Source organism: Streptomyces sp. NRRL F-5727 (assembly GCF_000719555.1).
In the GTDB taxonomy this organism is placed as follows: Bacteria; Actinomycetota; Actinomycetes; order Streptomycetales; family Streptomycetaceae; genus Streptomyces.
Genome location: NZ_JOGX01000090.1, coordinates 1 through 22,662, shown reverse-complemented (window position 1 = coordinate 22,662; position 22,662 = coordinate 1). Strand labels below are relative to the sequence as shown.

At 72.7% G+C, this 22,662-nt stretch carries 20 protein-coding genes and 1 pseudogene; 9 read left to right on the top strand and 12 right to left on the bottom strand.

What is annotated here, in order from left to right; genetic code table 11:
- The 3 genes from IF73_RS0134655 to IF73_RS0134645 all read right to left on the bottom strand — a co-directional run.
- A partial coding sequence (locus IF73_RS0134655) for a MarR family transcriptional regulator (protein ID WP_158822237.1) occupies window positions 1-384 on the bottom strand: 384 nt, incomplete at its 3' end.
- A gap of 398 nt (window positions 385-782) precedes the next feature.
- Window positions 783-1,160 carry a hypothetical protein gene (locus tag IF73_RS0134650; RefSeq protein ID WP_031014902.1) on the bottom strand — a complete coding sequence of 126 codons (378 nt, stop codon included), beginning with the start codon at window positions 1,158-1,160 and terminating at the stop codon, window positions 783-785.
- Between the two features lie 42 nt (window positions 1,161-1,202).
- On the bottom strand, window positions 1,203-1,610 hold the full coding sequence (locus tag IF73_RS0134645; protein WP_031014900.1) for an ATP-binding protein: 408 nt from the start codon (window positions 1,608-1,610) through the stop codon (window positions 1,203-1,205).
- Window positions 1,611-1,764: 154 nt separating this feature from the next.
- Between IF73_RS0134645 and IF73_RS0134640 the strand changes: the two genes are divergently transcribed.
- The 6 genes and pseudogenes from IF73_RS0134640 (at window position 1,765) to IF73_RS0134615 (ending at window position 7,647) form a co-directional block, all read left to right on the top strand.
- Window positions 1,765-2,607 (top strand): helix-turn-helix domain-containing protein, encoded by an 843-nt coding sequence (locus IF73_RS0134640; RefSeq protein ID WP_031014897.1) that lies wholly within the window; start codon window positions 1,765-1,767, stop codon window positions 2,605-2,607.
- Window positions 2,604-2,873, top strand: coding sequence for a DUF397 domain-containing protein (locus IF73_RS0134635; RefSeq protein WP_031014895.1), 270 nt, complete (start codon window positions 2,604-2,606; stop codon window positions 2,871-2,873). Before IF73_RS0134640 ends, IF73_RS0134635 begins: the two co-directional genes overlap by 4 nt.
- 42 nt (window positions 2,874-2,915) lie before the next feature.
- Window positions 2,916-3,811: pseudogene (locus IF73_RS42925) on the top strand (intradiol ring-cleavage dioxygenase).
- A gap of 195 nt (window positions 3,812-4,006) precedes the next feature.
- Window positions 4,007-5,860, top strand: a complete 1,854-nt coding sequence (locus tag IF73_RS0134625; RefSeq protein ID WP_037881459.1) for an FG-GAP repeat domain-containing protein — start codon at window positions 4,007-4,009, stop codon at window positions 5,858-5,860.
- 113 nt (window positions 5,861-5,973) lie between these two features.
- Window positions 5,974-6,312: a DoxX family protein gene (locus IF73_RS0134620; RefSeq protein WP_031014889.1), complete on the top strand. Its 339-nt coding sequence runs from the start codon at window positions 5,974-5,976 to the stop codon at window positions 6,310-6,312.
- A 9-nt stretch (window positions 6,313-6,321) separates the two neighbouring features.
- Window positions 6,322-7,647 (top strand): hypothetical protein, encoded by a 1,326-nt coding sequence (locus IF73_RS0134615; protein ID WP_234338432.1) that lies wholly within the window; start codon window positions 6,322-6,324, stop codon window positions 7,645-7,647.
- Window positions 7,648-7,722: 75 nt separating this feature from the next.
- On the opposite strand, the gene metG is transcribed toward IF73_RS0134615, so the two are convergent.
- Both metG and IF73_RS40060 read right to left on the bottom strand, forming a co-directional pair.
- Window positions 7,723-9,330, bottom strand: coding sequence for a methionine--tRNA ligase (gene metG / locus IF73_RS0134610; RefSeq protein ID WP_031014884.1), 1,608 nt, complete (start codon window positions 9,328-9,330; stop codon window positions 7,723-7,725).
- A 99-nt stretch (window positions 9,331-9,429) separates the two neighbouring features.
- Entirely contained in the window at window positions 9,430-11,637 is a 2,208-nt protein-coding gene (locus IF73_RS40060; protein WP_078868417.1) for a VWA domain-containing protein, read from the bottom strand.
- Between the two features lie 252 nt (window positions 11,638-11,889).
- Here IF73_RS40060 and IF73_RS0134600 point away from each other — a divergent pair, with 252 nt between their 5' ends.
- Window positions 11,890-13,947: a PhoX family protein gene (locus IF73_RS0134600; protein ID WP_031014880.1), complete on the top strand. Its 2,058-nt coding sequence runs from the start codon at window positions 11,890-11,892 to the stop codon at window positions 13,945-13,947.
- 52 nt (window positions 13,948-13,999) lie between these two features.
- Here IF73_RS0134600 and IF73_RS0134595 read toward each other — a convergent pair whose 3' ends face one another.
- The 7 genes from IF73_RS0134595 to IF73_RS0134565 form a co-directional block, all read right to left on the bottom strand.
- Complete coding sequence (locus IF73_RS0134595) at window positions 14,000-14,989, bottom strand: hypothetical protein (RefSeq protein ID WP_031014878.1); 990 nt, start codon at window positions 14,987-14,989, stop codon at window positions 14,000-14,002.
- A gap of 75 nt (window positions 14,990-15,064) precedes the next feature.
- Window positions 15,065-16,537: an APC family permease gene (locus tag IF73_RS0134590; protein WP_037881455.1), complete on the bottom strand. Its 1,473-nt coding sequence runs from the start codon at window positions 16,535-16,537 to the stop codon at window positions 15,065-15,067.
- A gap of 312 nt (window positions 16,538-16,849) precedes the next feature.
- On the bottom strand, window positions 16,850-18,811 hold the full coding sequence (locus tag IF73_RS0134585; RefSeq protein WP_031014875.1) for an FUSC family protein: 1,962 nt from the start codon (window positions 18,809-18,811) through the stop codon (window positions 16,850-16,852).
- Window positions 18,812-18,880: 69 nt separating this feature from the next.
- Complete coding sequence (locus IF73_RS0134580; RefSeq protein WP_031014873.1) at window positions 18,881-19,117, bottom strand: DUF2630 family protein; 237 nt, start codon at window positions 19,115-19,117, stop codon at window positions 18,881-18,883.
- A 17-nt stretch (window positions 19,118-19,134) separates the two neighbouring features.
- Entirely contained in the window at window positions 19,135-20,205 is a 1,071-nt protein-coding gene (locus IF73_RS0134575) for an endonuclease/exonuclease/phosphatase family protein (RefSeq protein WP_078868416.1), read from the bottom strand.
- Between the two features lie 4 nt (window positions 20,206-20,209).
- Window positions 20,210-20,731: a hypothetical protein gene (locus IF73_RS0134570; protein ID WP_199806776.1), complete on the bottom strand. Its 522-nt coding sequence runs from the start codon at window positions 20,729-20,731 to the stop codon at window positions 20,210-20,212.
- A gap of 33 nt (window positions 20,732-20,764) precedes the next feature.
- The gene (locus tag IF73_RS0134565) at window positions 20,765-21,199 is read right to left on the bottom strand and encodes a DUF7144 family membrane protein (RefSeq protein WP_031014866.1); all 435 of its coding nucleotides are present in this window, start codon (window positions 21,197-21,199) and stop codon (window positions 20,765-20,767) included.
- Window positions 21,200-21,372: 173 nt separating this feature from the next.
- On the opposite strand from IF73_RS0134565, the gene IF73_RS0134560 reads away from it, so the two are divergent.
- Both IF73_RS0134560 and IF73_RS0134555 read left to right on the top strand, forming a co-directional pair.
- Window positions 21,373-21,786, top strand: coding sequence for a RidA family protein (locus IF73_RS0134560; RefSeq protein WP_031014864.1), 414 nt, complete (start codon window positions 21,373-21,375; stop codon window positions 21,784-21,786).
- 72 nt (window positions 21,787-21,858) lie between these two features.
- A complete protein-coding gene (locus IF73_RS0134555; protein ID WP_031014861.1) occupies window positions 21,859-22,263 on the top strand; it encodes a hypothetical protein in 405 nt (134 codons plus the stop codon).
- The last annotated feature ends 399 nt before the right edge of the window (window positions 22,264-22,662 follow it).

Below are 22,662 nucleotides of genomic sequence, written 5' to 3'. Positions count from 1 at the left end.
GGGAGTGGGGGTGCGGTCTGGGGCGGGTGCGGGAGTCGGGGCCGGCTTCGGGGATCGCTGGTGCGGGCGCTTCGGGGGTGCCGCCCTGTCCCGGGACGGCTTGTGGCAGAAGACCGTGTGGGTGAAGACGCGGCCGTCGGGGGTGCGGACGACCGTGCGGCGCAGGTAGCCGTGGGCCTCCAGGGCGTTCAGTGCACGGGACACGGTCGTCCTGCCGAAGTGGAGCTTCTCGGCGAGGGTCCGGATGTCCACGCGGGTGCCCTCGGGCTGCGAGGCGATGTAGCAGGCGATGGCGATGGCCGCGCCGCCGAGTGCCTCGTGCTGGATGAGGGCGTTGTCGAGGACCGTGAAGTTGCGGGTGAGGCGGGTCCGCTCGTGGCACACTCCGCCGGAAGTACGCTGGGAAGAGTGGTTCTTGGCGGGTGGGCGGGGCGTGGGGCGCTGTCGCCGACTACGCTGTCGGGTATCCATCGGGAAGGTTTGGCTTCCTGCTTGGTAGGCCCTCGCATCGGGACGGCAATCCCGGCGGGGGCCGACGCATTTCTGCGCTCGGATGTCGTGTCGCCGAGCGTAGTCCAGCCAATCCCCCTCTAAACGCCATCAGTTGGCATATTCACTCGCGTGAGTGACCGCGCTCCCACGCGCCCGCGCGAGGGTGGGTGGGTGGGAGTTCTTCCGCTCGGTTCTTTGGCTTTTTGCCGCCCGCGCCACCGGCGCCCGGTCGGCCGGGCGCCGGTGGGACGGGACGACGGCGCACCCCGTCCGCAGCGGGATCGGATGGCTCAGGAGGCTGTCGGCGCGATCTCGCCGGCGAAGACGATGACCTGGTCGATGAGGCTGCGCCGCAGGTGGACGACGTCTGTTCCCGCCAGGCGGGGGCCTCCGTCCGGCGTGGTGAAGACCCACTTGTACCGGGCCCACTCGTCGGGCATGTCCACCGCCGAGCAGCGCACCATGGTGCCGGTCCCCGCCGGGTGGCGCCGGATGTCCAGCACGAACCGCTCGACCGCCGCGATTCCCTCGCTGCGGCCCAGCGGTCCCCAGAAGACCACGTCGGAGGTCAGGGCCTGGGAGAGCAGGACAGGCACAGAGCTCTCGTCCGAGGCGTTGAACGCGGAGATGAACGTGTCGATCGCGGCGCGTGCGGTCTCTTCCTGCATGTCCCAGTAATACCCCAGCCGTTGCGCGTGCGTTCGTTCCGCCTAGAGGTCGAGCTCCGCCCACACCGTCTTGCGGGGTACGGGGCCCGGTGTGGTGCCCCAGCGGTCCGCCAGGGCCTCGACCAGCAACAGTCCGCGCCCGGCGCGGGGTTCGGGGAGGTCGTCGCCTCGCGTGTCGCTGACCTCGATCCGCAGGAGGCCCGGGTGGGCGCACAGGGCGAGGCGGAAGTCGCGGCCGGCCACGCGGCCGTGCGTCGCCGCGTTCGTCGTCAGCTCGGCGATGATCTGCGCGGCCGCCTCGGTGACGGCGTACGGGAGGCCCCGCCGCGGCCGCAGCCACTCGACGGCCAGGAGGCGGGCGAGGCGTACCCCGCGCGGCGTCGGGGAGAGCTGGATGTCGAACTGGTCGGTGGTGGGAGTGAGTTGGAGCGTCGGGATCTCTTCGGTCATGTCACCGAGCGTGTCCGTCTGCGGCTACCGTGAATAGTCACCTCGCCGATACGTAGGGTGACTGTCCGGGGCTTGTCCACTGCTGTCCGGTCTGTCGGGGACCCCGTGGCGGGTAGGGGAACGCGGACGGACGGGACACGTGGAGGGGTGCGGGATGTCGGCGGAGGAAAGCGGCTGGGAAGTCGATCCGGACGACGAGTGGGGCGTCGCCGTCGTCGCCACCGTGGGTCGCCAACTGCGGTTGCGCCGCGAGGCGGTGGGGATGAGCGCGGCGGATTTCGGGGTGGCGCTCGGTTACGGCGAGGACCTCGTCTACAAGATCGAGGGCGGGAAGCGGATCCCCCGCCCCGAGTACCTGGACAAGGCGGACGAGGTCCTGCGGGCGGACGGGCTGCTGTCGGCGATGAAGGACGACGTGGCGAAGGTCCGCTACCCGAAGAAGGTGCGTGAGCTGGCGACGCTGGAGGCGAAGGCGGTCGAGATGCAGCTGTACGAGCCGCTGAACGTGCATGGCCTGTTGCAGACGCCCGAGTACGCGCGCGGGCTGTTGATGATGCGGCGTCCGTCGTACACGCAGGACGAGGTGGAGCGCTACATGGCGGCGAGGGTCGCCCGCAAGTCGGTGTTCGACCGGGATCCGGCGCCCGAGCTGAGTTTCGTCCTGGAGGAGTGGACGCTCCGGCGTCCCCTGGGAGGGCGGACGGTGCTCCGGCGCCAGCTCGAACACCTCCTGGAGGTGGCGCGGTGGCGGCAGGTCGAGCTGCAGGTGATGCCCATGCGCCGCGAGGAACACGCGGGCCTCGCCGGAGGCATCGAGGTGCTGAAGTTCGAGGACGGGACGGCGGTCGGCCGGTCGCCCGCGGTTGCGGGCGGACGGCCCGTGACCGACCTTCGGCAGCTCCGTATTCTGGAGCTGCGCTACGGGATCATTCGGACGCAGGCCCTCACTCCCGGTGAGTCCGCCGCCGTCATCGAGCAACTGCTAGGAGAGACATGACGCGCAGCACCTCGCCAGGGGATGTCTCTGATCTGGTCTGGTTCAAGAGCTCGTACAGCAGCAGCAGCGAAGGCGACTCGTGCGTCGAGGTCGCCTGGCGTAAGAGCAGCTACAGCGGCGGGCCCGATGGCGACACCTGCGTCGAGGTCGCCGCAACCCCCGCCGCCGTCCACGTCCGTGACTCCAAGGTCGCCGACGGCCCCCTGCTGGTGCTCTCGCCGGAGGCGTGGCGCGGGTTCGTCGGGTTCACAGGGACGCACAGCTAGCGCTCACGGTGCTGACAGGGCCGGTCCCTAGGGTCCTCGGCCATGAGCGAAGAGCAGAAGCACAGGCGTGACCTCTCGCGGCGGCGGGTGCTCGTCCTGAGGGGCGGGGCCGTCGTCGCGGCGGGGATCGGTGCCGAGGTGGTCGGTACCGCCTCGGCCGGGAGCGGGACGGACGGCGCCGTCGCCGAGGGGTGTTACCGGCTCACCTCCGAGACGACCGAGGGGCCGTACTACATCGACGCGGACAAGATCCGGAAGGACATCACCGAGGGCAAGGCGGGGATTCCCCGCACCCTCCGCCTCAAAGTGATCGACGCGGAGAGCTGCAAGCCGCTGAAGGGCGTCGCCGTCGACATCTGACACTGCGACGCGCAGGGGATCTACTCCGGGTACGAGAGCGTCGGTATCGGGGGCGGTGGCGGAGGGGGTACGCCTCCGAGCGGTGAGCCGCCGATGGGCGCGCCGCCCTCCGGCACGCCCACCGGAGGTCCCAGCGGTGGCGGTGGCGGTGGCGGTCACGAGGCGCCCACCGACGAGACCCGCTACCTGCGCGGGGACGCAGCTCACCGGCAGCAACGGGGTCGTCGAGTTCACGACCGTCTTCCCCGGGTGGTACCGGGGGCGGTGCGTGCACATCCACACCAAGGTGCACGTGGGCGGGACGATGACCTCCTCCGGGTACGAGGGCGGGAGCACCTGCCACACCGGGCACTTGTCCTTCCGGGAGGACGCCGTGCTCGACGCGGCGGCGGTGGCGCCGTACTCCACCAGCACCACCGAGCGGACCACCCTCGACCAGGACGCGGTCTACCCGGGCAACGGCGCCGAGGGCGGCCTGCTCACCTCAGGTACAAGAAGAGGCGGATCGCGGACGGGTGGTCGCCACTCTCACGACGGGCGTCGACCCGGACGCCACCCACACCGGGACCGACGGCTGAGTCGCCGGCGGGCGCGCGCCTTCGGGAGCGTGCCCGTTCGCGTCGCAGCTCGCCGCCGTCGAGCCGTCGTATCGCCCCCCGCTGCCGGGGCCTTGATCGGCAACGCCTACCGTTACGCGGTCCTTTCCGCGAGGGCGGTTCTCCCGCAGACCGGTGTCCGGCTGTGGCCGCCGCCCGTCTTATCAGGAGTCGTTCTTGAGACTACGTACGGCACTCGGCAGCGTCGGGGCTCTCCTCGGCAGCCTCGCCGCCACCCTCGTCCTCGGGGCGCCGGCCGCGCAGGCCGACACAGTGGACCCCGGCAGCGCGCCCCCGATCCGCTTCATCAGCTTCAACATGTGCGGCAGCGGCACCATGTGCGAGTGGGCTGCCGGCTACACGAACCAGGCCAAGTACGACGCGGTCCTCAAGGAGACCGAGGCGGCCGATCCGGGCACCGCGACCGGCTGGAACGCGGATCAGATCTTCCTTCAGGAAATCTGCCGGTACCAGTACGACACCCTTGCCGCGAAGCTTTCTCCCAAGGGCTTCTCGGGTCATTACGTCACGACCGAGAACTTCGGGGTCACGCCCGAAGGGCAGTGCAAGAAGCCCGCTTCGGACACCGTGAGCATTCAGGGGCCGGCCAGCGTAGGTGACTACGGCATGGCCGTCTTCGTCAAGGGTGACGCCCTCGCCCACGCGGATCTCGAACTGGGCACGTACCACGAGGGCAAGGCCGACGAGGAGGCCATCAAGTCCCCCTGCCTCAAGGCGTACACCCAGGGCCGCCCCACCTGGGCCTGTTCCGTCCACCTGGACTGGGACTCGGCAACCCATGCAGGCCGTGAGCAGCAGGCCCGGAAGCTGGCCCAGCAGGCTGATCTGTGGCAGGCACAGGGCGTCCCGGTCTCCCTCGGTGGCGACTTCAACGCCACGCCCGGGCCCGCTTCCGTCGAGAAATGCGAGCCGGTGCCCTTGAAGGGCTGGGGGATGATATGCACCGGCAACGCGGTGACCGCCGCGTTCTACGAGCCGGCTGTCGGTAATCGTCTGGGCTACGGAAACGGTGCGTTCCTGGAGGTCGACGAGACCGACAAGGAATCCTTCAGCATCCAGGACTTCCCGACCGACTGCCTCGCCAGAGGAGCGACGCGCTGTCGCAGCGGTGCGCCCACCTTCGGCCAGACTGCCCGAAAGCTCGACTACGTCTTCCTCTCCTCCCGGCACTTCAAGGACGTCAAGGCCGACGCTCTGCCCCGGGTCTCGAACGCCACCGACCACAACATGGTCCGCGGCGCCGCGGCCTGGGCCGACTGCGGCACGGAATGCGCCACCGACGGCCTTTTCCGCCGTGACACGAACGGTGTCCTCCGCCGCTACGCCGGCCGAGCCAATGGCACGCTGAGCGGGTCCACCGAGGTCGGCGTCGGCTGGGGGTCGATGAGCAACATCACCCGGGACGGCACCACGCTCGTCGCCAGCGACACCGACGGCAAGCTGTGGCGTTATCCGGCCGCCGTCACCGCGGCCGACCCGGTCACCGACACGTACTCCGGATCCACCCGCATACCGGCCGGCACCGGCGGTTGGCAGGCCATGGACGTCCTGCTCGCCCCCGGTGACTTCGACGGCGACGGCAAGACCGACCTCATCGCCCGGGAGAAGAGCACCGGTGTCCTCTGGCTGTACCCCGGCAACGGCGCCGACGGCTACGGAACCCGTAAGAGCATCGGCACCGGCTGGGGGATGTTCGACGTCCTGCTCGCGCCCGGCGACTTCAATGGTGACGGAAAGGCCGACCTGATCGGGCGTACTCCCAGCGGCGATCTGTGGTTCTACAAGGGTGACGGTGCGGGGTCCTACGCTCCCCGCGTCCAGATCGGCGTCGACTGGGAGCGGTACAGCGCTCTCGCCGCCCCCGGCGACATCAACGGCGACGGCAAGGCCGACCTGATCGGGCGGGACGGCGTCAACGACCTGTACCTGTACAAGGGCAACGGCGCCGGCTCCTACGCGCCGGCCGTCAAGGTCGGCTACGACTACCCGGACGGTGAGCTGCTCTTCTGAGCCCTCGGTCCCCGCGCACCTGACGAAATTCGCCCGCCCCGTCACACCGACGGGGCGGGCTCCGTCATCCCGGTGTACGGCCCCTCCCGGGGCCCGCGGTCTGAGGAGTCCCGATGTCCACCACCGCCACCGTCGTCACCGCCGTCGCCGCCGTCATGGCCGGGTTCTCGGGAGCCTCGGTGCTCGCCCGGGCGAGGTTCGTCGTCGAGCCGCTCGCCGCGTACGGGGTGCCGGAGTCGATCTGGAAGCTGCTCGGGGTGCTGAAGCTGGCCGGGGCGGCGGGGCTGGTCGTCGGGTTCTTCGTGCCGGTGGTCGGGACGCTCGCCGCGATCGGGCTGGTCCTGTACTTCGCCGGGGCGGTGATCACCGTGGCCCGGGCGCGGGCCTACGGGCACGTGCCGTTCCCGCTGGTCTACATGGCCCCCGCCGTGGCCGCGCTGGCCCTCGCGTAACCTCCCCCGGTGACGAGAACCAGTACCACTCATACGACAAGCCGATGGCGTTCGCGCGCCGCCGCCGCGATGGTGTCGGCGCTCGGCCTCCTCGGCCTCACCCTGACGGCGGCCCCGCCGGCCGCCGCCGCTACCCCGGTCGCGCCCATGGACGCCACGCAGATGCGGCTCACCGCGAGCGGCTTCACCGAGCGCTGGGCCGCGATCGACGCCCTGGAGAGCTCGGGCAAGGTCACCAGCTTCCCCGGCCGGACCGCGCTCTCCCCGCTCTTCGACCCGGGCGTCACCAGTGGTGTCACCGGCGTCTCCGGGCTCTGCCACACCAGCTACCTCAACACCGCCTACAGCATCGGCGGTTTCTGCTGGAACAAGGAAGACGACATCTCCAGCACGTGGACGCCGCAGGGCTTCACCGGCTCCCACGACGCCCAGCCCACCGGCACCTGGGACGGCAAGTACCTCTACATCGCCTCCTGGCACAACGCGGACGACACCCAGGCCCGCATCACCGTCGTCAACAACAGCAGCCCGAGCGTCGCGCCGGTCTACCACCGCATCCTGCTCGTGGACCCGCACGGCTCCGGTGACACCGCCGGCTTCCGGGCCGTGGGCGACAAGAACAGCCCCGCCCTCCCGCATCCGGGAGGCCACGCCGACGGCGTCTCCTGGTACGGCAACAAGCTCTTCGTCTCCACCGGGCACCAGATCCAGGTCTACGACCTGCGCCACCTGTGGAAGACGACCCGCGGCGACACCCCCACGAAGGTCGGCGTCGTCGACGGCACCGCGTACTCCGGGGACCACGACTGGGCCCTGCCGATGATCGGCATGTACTCCAACGCGGCCTACGGCGCCGCCTGCACCGACACCGCGCCGTGCCTGACCTCGCTCAGCCTCGACCGCACGGGCACCGACAGCCTGGTCACCTCCGAGTTCGGGGCGACGGGCGGCCGTCCCCTCGTCCGCTGGCCGCTCAACGCCACCGACGCGCTCCTCGACACCGACGGCGCCAACAACTACACCGGCTCGGTGACGGCGAGCGCCGCGTACCGCGTGCCCGTCTGGAAGGTGCAGGGCGCGGCGACCGACGGCACGTACTACTACTTCAGCGGCGTCTGCCCGGAGTACGCGGGCGCGCAGACCTCCGACGACCCGTACTGCATCCACCGCGCCAAGCTCGGCGAGGCGCCGCACGTCCTCACCAAGGCGCCGCCGCTCACCCAGAACCTCTCCTGGTCCCCGGCGGTGCACCGGCTGTGGGGAGTCAACGAACGGGCGAACTACTCGGGGCCGGGCAAGCGGGTCGTCTTCACCCTGAACCCGCCGTACAGCTAGGACGGACCGCGTACGGCGAAGGCCGCCGGCCCCGAAGAACAGGGGCGGCGGCCTTCGCTCGCGTACGGGCGGACGTCAGTCCTTCTTCGGGTCCTCCAGGCGCGGGAAGAGCACCGCGCCCTTCGTCACCGTCGCACCGGCCGGCAGCTGGCCCCAGCGGGCCGCGTCCTGCACCGGCTGGGCGGCCAGCGCGCCGAGCACGGGCTCGGCGCCGAGGGAGTCCCACAGCTTCTGGGACGACTCCGGCATGACCGGGTTGAGCAGGACGGCGGCGGCGCGGAGCGACTCGGCGGCCGTGTAGAGGATCGTCGCCAGGCGGGCGCGGCCCTCCGGCGACTCGTCCTTGGCGACCTTCCACGGCTCCTGCTCCGTGATGTACCCGTTGACCTGCTTCACGAAGTCGAAGACCGCCAGGATGCCGCCCTGGAAGTCCAGCTCCTCGCCGATCTTGGCGTCGGCGGTCGCGACCGCCTTCGCCAGGCCCTCCTGGACCGCCTTCTCGGCGTCGCCGTCGGCCGTCGAGGCCGGCAGCTCGCCGCCGAAGTACTTGCCGACCATCGCCGCCACGCGGGAGGCGAGGTTGCCGTAGTCGTTGGCCAGCTCGGAGGTGTAGCGGGCGGAGAAGTCCTCCCACGAGAACGAGCCGTCCTGGCCGAACGCGATCGCGCGGAGGAAGTACCAGCGGTACGCGTCCACGCCGAAGTGCGAGGTCAGGTCCTGCGGCTTGATGCCGGTCAGGTTCGACTTCGACATCTTCTCGCCGCCGACCATCAGCCAGCCGTTCGCGGCGACCTTGCCCGGGACCGGGAGGCCCTGCGCCATCAGCATGGCCGGCCAGATCACCGCGTGGAAGCGGAGGATGTCCTTGCCGATCAGGTGGACGTTCGCGGGGAAGGTCTCCTCGAACTTCTCCGGGTTCTCGTTGTAGCCGACCGCTGTCGCGTAGTTCAGCAGCGCGTCGATCCACACGTAGATCACGTGCTCGTCGTCCCACGGGACCGGGATGCCCCAGTCGAAGGTCGAGCGCGAGATGGAGAGGTCCTCAAGGCCCTGCTTGACGAAGTTCAGAACCTCGTTGCGGGCGGACTCCGGCTGGATGAAGCCCGGGTTCGCCTCGTAGAACTCGAGCAGCTTCGGGCCGTACTCGCTCAGCTTGAAGAAGTAGTTCTCCTCCTTGAGGATCTCCACCGGCTTCTTGTGGACGGGGCACAGCTTGGTGCCGTCCTCCGCCTCGATGAGATCGCCCGGGAGCTTGAACTCCTCACAGCCGACGCAGTACGGGCCCTCGTAGCCGCCCTTGTAGATCTCGCCCTTGTCGTACAGGTCCTGCACGAACTCCTGGACGCGGTCTGTGTGACGCTTCTGCGTGGTGCGGATGAAGTCGTCGTTCGCGATGTTCAGGTGCTCCCAGAGGGGCTTCCACGCCTCCTCGACGAGCTTGTCGCACCAGGCCTGGGGCGTGACGTCGTTCGCCTCGGCCGTGCGCATGATCTTCTGACCGTGCTCGTCCGTGCCGGTGAGGTACCACACCTTCTCGCCGCGCTGACGGTGCCAGCGCGTGAGCACGTCGCCTGCGACGGTCGTGTAGGCGTGGCCCAGGTGAGGAGCGTCGTTGACGTAGTAGATGGGGGTCGTGACGTAGAACGCCTTCGCCCCCTGCTTCTCGGATCCAGTGGCCGCCATGGTCGAAATCCTAACGGCCTTACGAAGATCGACTCACATCGATAAGAGCAGGGGGCGGGGCGGGGTGGGGCGTGGGAGGGGCGGGGTGGGGCGCGGTGATCAGAGAGTGAGACCGGTGAGGATCCCCCGGTAGAAGTCCTCGTGCGGGGTCTCGACCGGGGTCGGGCCCGCGAAGTGCGTCGCCGTACGGTCGGCGGTGAGCTTCCGCAGGTAGTCGAAGCCCTTGCCGTCCTCCTCGCCCCAGGCGGTGAAGCGCCAGTGGACGGGGCGCCCGGCGGCCTCGGCCAGGGCCTGGTTCGCGGCGGTACGGGACTCGGGGGCGCCGTCCGTCTGGAAGATCACCAGCGCCGGGCGGGCCGGGTCCGCCTTCTCGTGGTGGGCCAGGACCTCCTCGACGGCGCGGTGGTAGTTCGTCCGGCCGAGCCGGCCGAGACCGGCGTTGATCTCGTCGACGCGGGTGGGGGTGAGGTCGGCGGGGGTGAGGTCGACGACCCCGTCGACGTCGGTCGAGAAGAACACGGTCGTGACCGTCGCGTCCTCGTCCAGGTGCGCGGCCAGCGCCACGGCCTGCTCGGCGAGCCGCTGCACGGACCCGTCCTTGAAGTACCCGCGCATCGACCCGGACCGGTCGACCACGAGGTACACCCGGGCGCGGGCCGTGTCGAGGCCCTCGCCCCGCAGCACGTCCCCGGCGGCGCGGTACGCCTCCGCGAGGTGCGGCGCGAGGTCCTCGCGGACGGCGGCGGTGCCGGTGCCGGCGGCAGGCTCCGCCCCGGTCGGCTCGGCGTCCGCCGTGGGCTCCGCTTCGGCGGCGGCGGGAGCAGCCTCGGTGTCGGCCTCCGGCGCCGTCTCGGTCGGCTCGGCGTCCGCCGGGGCGGTCTCGGCCTCGGCCGCCGGCTCGACCTCGGCGGCGGGCTCCGGGTCCGTGTCGGTCTCCGCCGTCGGCTGCGCTTCCGGCGCCGCCTCAGCGGTGGGTGCGGTGTCGGTTTCGGCCTCCGGCGCCGCCTCAGCGGCGTCCGCCTCCGGGGTCGACTCCGTCTCGGCGACCGGTGCCGCCTCGGCCTCCGGCGTCGCGACGGCGGCGTCCGAGTCCGACGCGTCGGCGTCGGTGGTCGCCTCCGGCGTGACCGGAGCCGCTTCGCTCGCCTCGGCGGTGGGCGTCGTGGTGTCGGTGTCGGTGTCGGCCTCCGGCTCGACCGCCTCGGCAGCGTCCGCGGGTGCCGTGTCGGCCGCGGCGTCGGTGGCCGTCTCCGGTGCCGGCTCCGTGTCGGCGGTCGTCTCGGCGACCGGTGCCGCCTCGCTCGCCTCGGCGGTGAGCTCCGGGTCCGTGTCGGCCTCGGCCGTCGGCTGCGCCTCCGGCGCGGCCTCAGCGGTGAGTGCGGTGTCGGTGTCGGCCTCCGGCTCGACCGCCGTGGGGGCGTCCGCCGGTGCCACGTCGGGCTCCGACGCGTCCGCGTCGGTCGTGGCGGCGGTGGCCGCCTCCGGCGCCGGCTCCGTGTCGGTGGTCACCTCGGCAACCGGTGCCGCCTCGGCCTCGGTCGGCGCCTCGGCCTGAGCGTCGGCCTCCGCCGTCTCGGTCTCGGCCTGCGCCGTGGCCCCGGCCTCAGCGTCCGCCGTCTCCGGCGCGGCCGCCTCGGTCTCAGCCGTCGGCTCCGGTGCCTCGGCCTGAGCGTCGGCCGCCTGGGCCTGGGCCTCCGCCGTCGGCTCCGCCGCCTCGGCCTCGGCCTCCGCCGCGTCGGCCTCCGCCGCGTCGGCTTCCGCCGCGTCGGCCTTCGCCGCGTCGGCCTCCGCCGTCTCCGGCTCGGCCTGCGCCGTGGCCTCCGCCTCAGCGTCCGCCGTCTCCGGCGCGGCCGCCTCGGTCTCAGCCGTCGGCTCCGGCGCCTCGGCCTGAGCGTCGGCCGCCTGGTCCTGGGCCTCAGCCGTCGGCTCCGCCGCCTCGGGCTCCGCCGCCTCGGCCTCCGCCGTCTCGGGCTCCGCCGTCTCGGGCTCGGCCTGCGCCTGGGTCTCCGCCTCAGCGTCCGCCGTCGGCGCGGCCGCCTCGGTCTCGGGCTCAGCCGCCGTCTCCGCAGGCGGCTGCTGGACCGACGTGCGGGCCTTCGGGATCTGGGGGTTGTCGAAGGCGGCTGCCACCAGGTCGTCGGCGGCCTTCTGGGCGGCCGTGGCCGGGGGCTTGACGTCGGCCTCGGGCTCCGGGGTGGGCTCCGGGGTGGGGGTCGCGGCCCGGGTGGGTTCGGGTTCGCGGGACTGGGGCGGGACGGAAGGGGTCGCGGGATCTTCGCGGTCGCGGCCGAATACCTTGCGCAGCAAGCTCCGAATACCCATGGGCGAACCCTTTCGCATGAGTTGGATGCGGTATGCGTCCTTCATCCCTGGCCAGGGCGGACACGTAAGGTTAGCGGCCGCGTCCTCCGGTTCCGTGGACCCCGTCGGTCACGGTTGCCGTGCATTCATCCGGCGTTCACTCCGCCGCCGTCCCCGTGCAGATGTGCGCACATACCGTCACGGCCGAACGGATTCCCGACACCATGTCGGCGCAGTGCTGCGCCGGAGGAGGACGAAGTGCGCAAACTGCTGCCGCTGCTCGGCACCCACTCGCACGCGGGCGGTCGTTCCGCTCTCACCTGCCGGTTCCGCTGCGGCGACGCCTGCTTCCAGGAGGTGCCGAACACCAGCGACAACGAGTACGTCGGCGACGTCATAGCCGGTGTGCTGTCCCGCCGTTCCGCGCTCCGCGCCGCCGCCGTCGTGACCGTCGCCTCCGCCGCCGGCGGGGCGGTCGTGCTCGGGGGAGCCCCGGAGGCGCAGGCGCACCCCGGGCACGGGCACAAGCCGGCCGACGGCGCCCGCGGCCTCCGCTTCGCGCCGGTCGCGCCGAACACCGCCGACCAGGTCACCGTCCCGTCCGGTTACGGGCAGAACGTCGTCATCCGGTGGGGCGAGCCGATCCTCCGCGGCGCCCCCGCCTTCGACGCCGAGAACCAGACCGCCGAGGCGCAGGCCGGGCAGTTCGGGTACAACAACGACTTCCTCTCCCTGCTGCCGCTGCGCGGGGAGTACGGCAAGCAGGTGCTCGTCGCCAACCACGAGTACACCGACGAAGTGCTGATGTTCCGCGGCTACGACGCCGAGAACCCGACCCGCGAGCAGGTCGAGATCGCCTGGGCCGCGCACGGCCTGTCCGTCGTCGTCGTGCAGGAGGAGCGCCGTACCGGCAAGCTCACCCCGGTCTCCCGGCACTACCTGAACCGCCGCCTCCACACCACCAGCGAGTTCGAGCTGACCGGGCCCGCCGCCGGCTCCGCGCTGGTGAGGACCTCCGCCGACCCGGAGGGGCGTACCGTCCTCGGCACGCTCAACAACTGCGCGGGCGGCACCACCCCGTGGGGCACCACGCTCCACGGCGAGGAGAACTTCAACCAGTACTTCGCCAACGGCTCGTCCGAGACGGACAAGCGGTACGGCATGGTCGCCGGCGCCTCCGAGCGCAAGTGGGAGCGGTTCGACAAGCGCTTCGACCTCGCGCAGGAGCCGAACGAGTCCCACCGCTTCGGCTGGGTCGTCGAGCTCGACCCGTACGACCCGCAGTCCACGCCCCGCAAGCGCACCGCGCTCGGCCGCTTCAAGCACGAGGCCGCGCAGCCGCGCCTGACCGCCGACGGCCGTCCGGTCGTCTACATGGGCGACGACGAGCGGTTCGACTACTTCTACAAGTTCGTGTCGTCGAAGCGGATGATGAAGGGCTCGTCGCGGCGGGCGCGCGAGCACAACCTCACGCTGCTCGACGAGGGCACGCTGTACGTCGCCAAGCTGACCGGCGACTCGCCGGCCGCCGAGATCGACGGCACCGGCAAGCTCCCGAACGACGGCGAGTTCGACGGTTCCGGCACCTGGATCCCGCTGGCCACGGCCGGCCCCGACGGCGCCGTCTCCCACGTGCCGGGCATGACCGCCGAGGAGGTCTTCGTCTTCACGCGCCTCGCCGGTGACAAGGTCGGCGCGACGAAGATGGACCGCCCCGAGGACGTCGAGCCCTCGCCCCGCACCGGCCGCGTCTACGTCGCCCTCACCAACAACAAGGACCGCGGCAAGGCCGGCAAGGCCCCGGCCGACGAGGCCAACCCGCGCAACGCCAACAAGCACGGGCAGGTCCTGGAGCTGGCCGAGCACTGGGACGACCCGTCCTCGGACGGCTTCGCCTGGCGCCTCTTCCTCGTCGCCGGCGACCCGGACGACCCGGCCACCTACTTCGCCGGCTACCCGAAGGAGAAGGTCTCCCCGATCTCCTGCCCGGACAACGTGGCCTTCGACCCGCACGGCAACCTGTGGATCTCCACCGACGGCAACCAGCTCGGCTCGCACGACGGTCTTTTCGGCGTCGCCACCCACGGCGAGCGCCGCGGTGAGCTGAAGCAGTTCCTCACCGTCCCCAAGGGCGCGGAGACCTGCGGCCCGATCATCCAGGACCGCCGCGTCCTGGTGGCCGTGCAGCACCCGGGCGAGGTCGACGGCGCCTCCGTCGAGAACCCGGCCTCCGCCTGGCCCGACGGCCCCGGCAAGATCGTCCGGCCGTCCGTCGTCGCCGTCTGGCGCACCGACGGCCGCGACATCGGCGTCTGATCCGAAGCCGGGTCGGAGCCCGGTCCGGTAGCGGTACGCGTGGGCCTGGGGGTCAGCCGACCCCCAGGCCCTCCCGGAAGCGGACGAACTGCTCCTCCGGGTCGCCCGTGTACGCCCACGGCACCCACGCCGCCCGCGTCCCGAGCAGGGCGAGCAGCTCCCGGGCCGGCTCCACCTGGCCCGCGTAACAGGCCGCGTGCGCGAGGAAGTTGAGGTCCCCCACCTCCTCCGGGGCGACCGGGCGCGAGGCGTCCCGGCCGCCGATCCAGCGCTCGTAGGTGCGCCGCAGCTCGGTCACCGCCAGCTCGTGCTTCCAGTGCTGGTCGAAGCCGCGCACCGGGCCGCGGCCCAGCGCCCCGTCGGCGATGTAGCGGTACTCCTCCACCCGCGCCACCTGCACCAGGACCGGCAGCGCCGAACCGGGCGGAGCCACCCCCGCCGCGTCCCGCGCGAAGTCGTACATCGAGCCGTGGGTGCCGTGCCAGCGCGCGGAGAGGTAGCGCAGCACCTGCACGTGGCCCTCCGTGTTGTACGGGTCGCGGCGACGCAACTCGTCGAACCAATACCGCAGTTCGCGGCGCGGCACGCCGCCCTCGTACAGCCTGGCCACCGACAGCATCGACACCCACGGCATCGGGTCGGCGGGCGCCGCGTCCGCCGCGCCCCGGCAGGCGTCGACGGCCGCGTCGATCCGGGCCCGGTCCACGGCGGCGCCCCGGCCGGCCGCGATGGCCGCGTCGAAGACCCGGACCACCTCGGTCGCCGCCCGGAGCACCGCCGCGTCGGCGCTGCCCGGTTCGGCGGCCCGCCAGGTCTCGACGGTGGAGCTGCCGGCGGCGGCGTGCGAGAGCAGCCGGATCCGGTGGGTGCGGCGGGCCCAGTCGTCGCCGGTGGCGGCGAGCAGGTCCCGTACGCCCTGCCAGCGGCCGATCACGATGTCGTGGCGGGCCTCGGTCAGCGCGCGGTCACCGAAGTCCGGGTCGAAGTCGGGGGTGAACCGGTCTGCGCGGGACCGTCTGAGGGCGCGTCGGCGTACGCCCATGGGGGCCTCCTTCGATCGGTGCGTCGGTGGTGCGGCGGCTGTGGGAGGGGGCTGTGGGGAGGGAGAGGGGCGGCGTCAGAAGTCGGTGGCGTAGCTCTTGTCCCGCAGGCGGGCGCCGGGGGAGACCGGGGCCGACTCGTCGGCGGCGGCGAGGGCGCGGGAGGCGTCCAGGCGGGCGGGCCGGTAGTAGTCGCTGCCCTTGCGCCAGTACACCGCCATCGGGACGAGGCCGGCGGCGAGCCCGCCGAGGCCGATGGCGAGGGCGGTGGTGGACAGCTCGCCCAGCGACTCGACGAACGCCCACAGCATGAACGCGGCGCCGAGCAGCGGCCACACCCCGCCGAGCAGGAAGTTCTTCGCCGAGCGCAGCAGCAGCGACTTGTACGCGACGACGGCGGCGATGCCCGCCAGGCCGTAGTAGAAGGCGATCTGGAGGCCGATCGCGGAGACCGCGTCGCTCAGGATCCGCTGGACGGAGCCGGCGGCGGCCGCGGCGGCGAAGAGGACCAGCGCGGCGGCGCCGACGGCGGCGACCGCGACCCACGGGGTGTTCCAGCGGCGGTGGACCAGGCCGAGGGCGGCCGGGAGGGTCCGGTCGCGGCCCATCGCGAACAGCGAGCGGGTCACCTGGAGGAGGGTGGTCTCCAGGGTGGCGACCGTGGACAGGATCACGGCGACGACCAGCAGTTTCCCGCCGACGCCGGGCCAGATCTCCTCGCCGAGGACGGCGAGCACGTTCGGCCCGGCGGACAGGATCCCGTCGGCCGGAAGCAGCACGTTCACCGCGACCGTGAAGGCCACGAAGAGGAGGAAGACGAAGCCGACGCCGACCAGTGCGGCGAGCCCGGCCGTCCGCCGGCTGTTCCGGGTCTCCTCGCTGAGGTTGCTGGTCACGTCCCAGCCCCAGTAGTAGAACGCGGCGATCAGCGCGCCCGCCGCGAAGCCCTCGGGGCCGTGGAAGTGCCCGAGGCCGAACCAGGACCAGTCGAAGGCGACGGCCCGGCCGCGGTGCGCCACCGCCGCGAGGACGAACACGAGCAGGATCGCCATCTCGATCCCGGACATGAGGAGTTGGGCCCGTACGGTGAGCCGGGCGCCGCCCAGCACGACGCCGAGCATCAGCAGGAACCAGCAGGCGCCGACGCCGGTCGCCAGCGGTGTCGAGGCGGCGAGGTCGGCGTCGAAGAGGGCGAGGGTGAGCGTCCCGGCGGGCAGCGATCCGGCCACCATGAACACGGTCGCGGCGAAGACCAGCGCCCAGCCGGAGAGGAAGCCGAGGAAGGGGTGGAGGGTGCGGCCCACCCACGAGTAGCCGGCGCCCGCGTTGACGTCGATCCGGCCCAGGCGCGCGTAGGCGAGCACGATGCCGAACATCGGTATCGCGCAGGTGAGCAGCGCGGCCGGTCCGGCGTACCCGACCGCCCCGAAGAGGACGGCGGTCGTGGCGGCGAGCGAGTAGGCGGGGGCGCTGCCCGCGACGGCCATCACGATCGTGTCGAAGGTGCCGAGGACATTGGGCTGGAGCCCTCTGCTGGTGGTCGTGCGCATGACGGTGTCCTCGGAGTCCTGGGAGCGGGTGTGGGGGGTTCCGGACGACGGAGGGATAGGGGGCGGAGCGGCTGTGGAGGGGTGCGGTGAGGAGGGTGGCGGGCGGGTGAAGTGGCCCGGTGAGCGAGCCGGTTGGCCGTCCGGCGGCGGGCGCGGGCAGGGGTGCGGGCGCTGATCACGTCGGAGCGGTCGAGCGCATCGTAGTCGGCCCGGTGGAATCCGGTAACGGTGGCAGGAGGGTTCCGTTCCGTGACCGCCGGTAAGTCCGCCGATACGCCCCCACGTACCGTCCCAAAGGGGTTTACGGGGCGGTCAGCGCAGCTCGGGGCCGGCGATGGCGCGGGCCGCGCGGACCTCCTGGCGGAGCGGGGCGAGGACGCCCTCGTCGTCGCCGGGCAGTTCGGTGCGGACCGCGAAGAGGGTGTCGGTGGCGCGCAGGCCCTCGGCCAGTTCGCGCAGTTCGCGCGCCACGGCCGTCACCTCCGCCGGGTCCGGCGGCGGGGCACCGTGCGCGACCCGGATCCGGGCGGCCGTGGTGGCGTCCACGATCCGTTCGACGGCGATCGCCAGCGGCCACCAGGCGGCGGCCCGGGTGCCGGTCGGCGGCGGTTCGGTGAGGGCGCGCTGGAACTCGGAGCGGACCGCCGACAGGTCCCGGTACAGCGCGCGGCGGGCCCGCAGCCGGCCGGCGTTGGCGTCCGCGCCGAAGGCGCGTTCCACATAGGCGGCCGAGTCCGCGACGGCGTCGGCGAGCCGGTCGCCGATCCGGCTGTGCCAGGACTCCGGCCACAGCAGATAGCCGGCGACGAGCGCGATGGCGCAGCCGATGAGCGAGTCGTACAGGCGGGGCAGGACGAGGTCGAAGCCCTCCTGGTTGAGGGTGTCGGAGAGCAGCAGGATGACGGGGGTGATGGCCGCCGTCTGGAAGGCGTACCCCTTCGCCGAGAACGCCGGGATCAGCGCGGCGAGCAGCGCCATCACCGGCACGTCCCACCAGCCGCGGGGCACCTCGGCGAGGACCAGCGCGGCGGAGACGAGCCCCAGGCAGGTGCCGACCGCGCGCAGCACCGCCCGCGAGAACACCGAGCCGAAGTCCGGCTTCAGCACGAAGGTGACGGTGAGCGCGACCCAGTACGAGCGGGGCACCGCGATCAGCGACACCAGCGCCTGGGCGAGGCCGATGCAGAGCGCGAGGCGGAGCCCGTACCGCCAGGACGGCTCGGAGAGCAGCGTGGTGCGGGCGGTGCGGCGGGCGCGGACGGTGAGCGAGGCGGGGCGGCCGAGCCGGTCGTCGATGTCGTAGGGGTCGGGTTCGGCCTCGTGGACGACGGTGGCGGCGTGCCGGAGGGCGTGCTCGACGGCCTTCTCGGCGGGGCGGGCGGCGGGGCCGAAGACCGGCCCGGGCTGATCCGGGTGCTCGGTGCGGCCGCTCTCCACGGCGTCCGCGAGGTCGCGGACGGTCGCGGCGACGGCCGGCGGCAGCGGGCCGTACAGCCGGGCCCGCAGGTCGGCGGCGGGGGCCGCTTCGAGGAGCGGGACGAGGACGTTGAGCTGGGCGAGCAGCCGGGCCAGCGAGGAGGTGCGGCCGTGCTGACGGGTGCGGCGGGCCAGGATCAGGTCGTACGACTGGTTGAGCGAGGCGGTGACCTCCCGCCGTCTCTCCTGGTACGACTCCGAGCCCGCGGCCTCGTACAGGTCGGCCACCGTCCGGTAGGTGGCCGCCACCGCGGCCCGCTCGGGCGCGGCGCGGCGCAGCGGCCAGCCGAGGAGGGTCAGCGCCAGGACGACGAGACCGCCGGCCGTCAGCAGCAGCGGCGCCTTCCACCAGGGCTCGGGCATGGGGAGACCGGCGCCGACGACGGCGTTCAGGAGCAGCAGCAGGCCGGAGGCGGAGGCGACCGCGCCGATCGAGGAGATCATCCCCGAGACGAGCGCGACGAGCGTCAGCGTGGCGACCGCGAGCCAGCCCTGCCCGAAGACGAGCGTCCCGAGCGTGACGCCGAGGGCGCCGAACAGCTGCGGGACGGCGATGTTGAAGACCCGCATCCGGTAGGCGTCGGCGGTGTCGCCGATGACCCCGGAGAGCGCGCCCATCGAGACGAGCGCGCCGTACGCGGGCTGGTCCACGGCCAGCCCCACCGCCAGCGGCAACGACAGCGCGAGCGAGGCGCGGACGACGGCGGCCCAGGGGACGGGGGCGGGTGCGGGGCGGAGACCCGCGGTCAGCCACGCGGGAGGCACGAGCCGCCCGTCCCGCCTCCGTCCAGAACCCATGCCCTTCAACTTACGCGCCCGGTCCGGGCCGTGACGGCGCGGGGACCCGGGCCCGGTGCGGGGCGCCGGTCAGTTGCGGTAGGACTCGACTTCGGCGGCGGGGCGGAGGGCGGCGGTGTCGGGGTCCTCACCGAACTCCGCCTTCGCGCGCCGCTGCCGCAGCAGGTCCCAGCACTGGTCGAGGCGGACCTCCAGGTCGGCCAGGCGGGCGCGTTCCTCGGGGAGGAGGCCGCCGGTGCGGCGGCGGAGGGCGCGCTCCTCCTCCACGAGCGCTCCGATGTCGTCGAGGATCTGCTCGTTGTCCATGCCTCCAGCGTCGCCGATCAGCGCCCGTCGTGCAGGTCGAGGTCGGCGACGACGGCCCGGTGGTCGCTGCCGGGGAGGGTGGGGAAGCGGGTGGCCGTCGGGGTGAGGGCGGGGCTGGTGAGGACGTGGTCGATCTGCACGTACGGCGGGACGGGTCCCTCGGCGGGCCAGGTGGGGGTGCGGGAGGCGTCGGTGATCCGGGCCGCGTCGAGGAGGGGACGGGCGGCGACGAGGGAGCGGTAGGCGGCGTGGTCCTGGGAGGCGTTGAAGTCGCCCGCGAGGATCAGGGCCTCGCCGGAGGGGCGGGCGGCGACGGCGTCCCGGAGCCGGGCGAGTTCGGCCTTCCAGAGGGCGACCTGGCCGGGGACGGGCGGCATGGGGTGGGCGAGCTGGAGGCGTACCGGCCGCCCGGCGATCTCGGCCGTGGCGCCGGGCATGCCCATGGTCCCGGGGACGACGGACCGGTCGCGCAGCGGATAGGCGCTGAGCAGCACGGAGCCGGCGGAGCCCGCCGCGTCGACGGAGGCCCGGTGCGGCAGTTGCCGGGACAGCGCGGCGGTGAGGGCGCGCCCGCAGGCGGGGTCGCACTCGGAGACGTACAGCACCTGGGGCCGTTCCCGGCGCGCGAGGTCGATGAGGGAGCCGGTGGCCTGCCCGAACTCGACGTTCGCGGCGATGACCCGGAGCCGGGCGGTCGGGTTGCCGTGGGTGACGGCGAGCAGCGGGGTGTACGGCAGCGACGCCCACGCGGTGGCGGTGAGGACGAGCACCGCGAGGAAGGCGAGCACCCGGCGGCGGGCGGCGGCCGCGAGCAGCAGTCCGAGCCCGGCGGGGACGGTCAGCCAGGGGAGGAAGGAGAGGAGCTGGGGGAGCGGCGTGTCGCCGTCGACGTCGAGGGCGCGGCAGCCGGCGACGACCGCCGGGACGGCCAGGAGCGGCCCGGCGGCCCAGGCGAGCGCGCGGTCGCGGTGCCTGGGCCGGAGGGGTGGGGACGGCGGGGACGGGAGCTGTCGAGGGGGCCGGGGGGCTTCTCCCGGGTTCGTACCGTCGGGCGTACCACCGGTCGCTGCGGTGAGGGCTCGGTCCACCCCCTCAGTGTCGCAGGGCCCGCGTGATCTCCGCCGTCGTCGCCCCGTCGAGCGTCCGATTGCTGCGCGCCGTACCGGACTTGGAGGCTCCGGCCGGGACGCCGTCGACGGTGACGAGGACCGTGTCGAGGAAGTTCCCGCCGCCGTCCCGGAAGGTGACCAGGACCGTGTAGTCGGCGGTCTGGTCGAGGGGGTTGGCGGCGGTGACGGTGGCGACCGTGCGGTCGCCGTCGACGGAGGTCGGCCCGGCGACGACGTCGCCGGTGGCGTTCGCGCCGTCCTTGATCTGGTCCATCTTCTCCTGCGCGGCGGAGGCGACGGCGGCGGTCGCCGAGGAGACGAGGTCCCCGGCGGCCTCCTTGGCGGCGTCGCAACCGCCGCCGCCGCCGGCGACGGCGAGGGCGAGGAGGACGGCGCCCGCCGCCCGGCGCGACCGGACCGGTATCCGTGATCGTGTACCTGATCGCGTACCCGTACCTGATCGCGTACCCGTACCTGATCGCGTACGGGGTCGGTGGGCGGCCATCCGATGTCCCTCGTGTCTCTCGCCTCCCGCCGCTCAGACGCGGTCGCCGGTGCCGTACGCGTCGTCCGTGGCGAGGGCCCAGATCACGAAGACCGAGATGGCCATCGAGAACAGCGCCCACCAGGGCTGGTAGGGCAGGAAGAGGAACTGGGCGATGAGGTTGAGGGAGGCCAGGGAGATACCGGCGACCCGGCCCCACTCGGCGCCCTTGAGGATCCCGAAGCCGGCGATCGCGACGACGATGCCGAGGATCAGGTGGATCCAGCCCCAGGTGGTGAGGTCGAACTTGAAGACGTAGTCGCCGACGCGGGTGTAGACGTCGTCCTCGGCGATCCCGGCGATGCCCTGGAAGATGTCCATGACGCCGGTGACCAGCATGAGGACACCGGCGAAGAGCGTCCCGCCGGAGGCCCACGCCTCGGAGGTGCTCGACTTGTGCGGGCGGGGGGGTGCGGTGTTCTGGCTCATGGCCTCATCGTGGGAGCAATCGGGGGAATTCGGCCTTCCGGCTGGGCTGAACGGGTGAGCGGCGGTCCGCTCTTGCCTCGCCTGATTCTGGATGTGTAAGGTCCGAAATCCCGGAACCGCTGCATGATTCTGGACATCGAATGTCGAGGAACAAGGGAAGGAACCGACCCGTCATGACCGACCGGCGCACCCTCACCAACCCGCCCGCCCTCCACGACCCCGCCCCCTTCGGCTACAGCCACGCCGCCTCCGCCCCCGGCGAACTCGTCTTCGTCGCCGGGCAGTACGCCTCCGACGCCACCGGCGCGCCCGTCCCCGGCGACTTCGCCGCCCAGGTCGAGCTCTCCCTCACGAACCTGCGGCACGCCCTCGAAGGCGTCGGGCTCGGCTTCGAGCACGTCGTGCGGCTCGGCTCGTACGTCGTCGACCACGACCTCGGCAAGCTGGAGGTGCTCGGGAAGGCGCTGCACGCGGCCTTCGGCGAACGGCTCCCGGCGCAGACGCTCAGCGGGGTCGCCGCGCTGGCGCTGCCCGGCATGCTGTTCGAGATCGACGCGGTGGCGGTACGGCCGGGGCAGGGCGGCTGATCCACTTGCGGGGGCGGGGGCGGGGGTGTGCGCTGGACACGAGTGACCGCGACACGTGAAGGAGCCCCTGCCATGGCCGCACACGCAGCGGTACCCGCGCGGCGCCCCGTGAACCTGCACGGCGCCGTCCTGCCCGCCGTCATCGGCATCGCCTACGGCCTCTACGCCTCGACCGTCTCGCGCCACGGCGGAGCGCTGACCTGGGGCCAGCTGTGGCTCGGGCTCATCTCCGCGCTCCTCCTCGCCGGAGGCGTGTACGCGCTCCGCACCTACGGCCGCGCGCTGCCGCGCGAACTGCGGGCGGCGGCGTGGGGGGCGCTCGCGGGGGGCGCGATCGGCTTCCTCTACAGCCTGTCCGGCTCCAGCGTGCTCTCGGCGAGTGTGCTGGGGCTGATCGTGGCAGCGGGGGTGGGGGGCGGCGCCTTCTACCTCTTCTACACGCACGAAGACGCCACCGGCCACCCGGCCCCGTACTGACCCGCCCCCGCCTCCCGGAGGCCCTCCGTGTGGGCAGGCGTTCCGCTGGGCTGGGGGTACCCCCTGGACGAAGTCCTTGGGGGAGGGTGGGCACACGGAACGGCGCGCCCGGCCGCGCCTAGGCTCCCGCGCCTGAACCCGCACCCGGTGTACAGCTCCGTACGGGTGCGGGTCCAGGCTCGGGGCGCGGAGGCACCGCTGAGGGTGCCGTTCCGTTGTGCCCACCCTCCCCCAAGCTCTCGGCTTCGCTCGAGCAGGGGGGACCCCCATCGCCCCTGCGGAACGCCTGCCCACAACGAAACGGCGCGGCTGCCCCCCAGCGGGCGCCACGGCCCGGGCGCGTGGGTGGGCACCGCCCACGACGCAGCGGCGCCATGGCCCTGGCGCGGGGGTGGGCAC